The 528-nt window shown below is 59.7% G+C and carries 1 protein-coding gene; it reads left to right on the top strand.

Going from position 1 to position 528, the window contains the following annotated elements:
• Positions 1-528 (top strand): Ig-like domain-containing protein (locus PKO01S_RS28605; RefSeq protein WP_174818626.1); only part of this gene is annotated, 528 nt, incomplete at both ends.

Genomic DNA, 528 nt, shown 5'->3' on the forward strand with positions numbered 1-528 from the left:
AGCTGATGGCAGCTTCACCGCAACAAGCGCGGTAACGGTGACGACGGCAGTAACGGGAGTGACGTTGGATCAAACGTCGCTGAGCATGCTGACGGGCGGAGCAGACGAAACGCTGACGGCAACGGTAGGCCCAGCCACAGCGTCGAACAAGAACGTCACGTGGAGCACGAGCGATGCTAGCGTAGCAACGGTAGCGAATGGCGTTGTTACGGCAGTAGGGAACGGCACGGCGACGATCACGGCGACGACGGCTGACGGCAGCTTCACCGCGACAAGCACAGTAACGGTGACGACTGCAGTAACGGGAGTGACGTTGGATCAAACGTCGCTGAGCCTGTTAACAGGCGGAGCGGACGAAACGCTGACGGCGACGGTTAATCCGGCCACAGCATCGAACAAGAACGTTACGTGGAGCACGAGCGACGCTAGCGTAGCGACGGTAACGAATGGCGTAGTCTCGCCAGTAGGAAACGGCACGGCGACGATTACGGTTACGACAACTGATGGCAGCTTCACCGCAACAAGCGC

This window comes from Paenibacillus kobensis NBRC 15729 (genome assembly GCF_004000825.1).
Lineage (GTDB): Bacteria > Bacillota > Bacilli > Paenibacillales > Paenibacillaceae > Paenibacillus_T > Paenibacillus_T kobensis.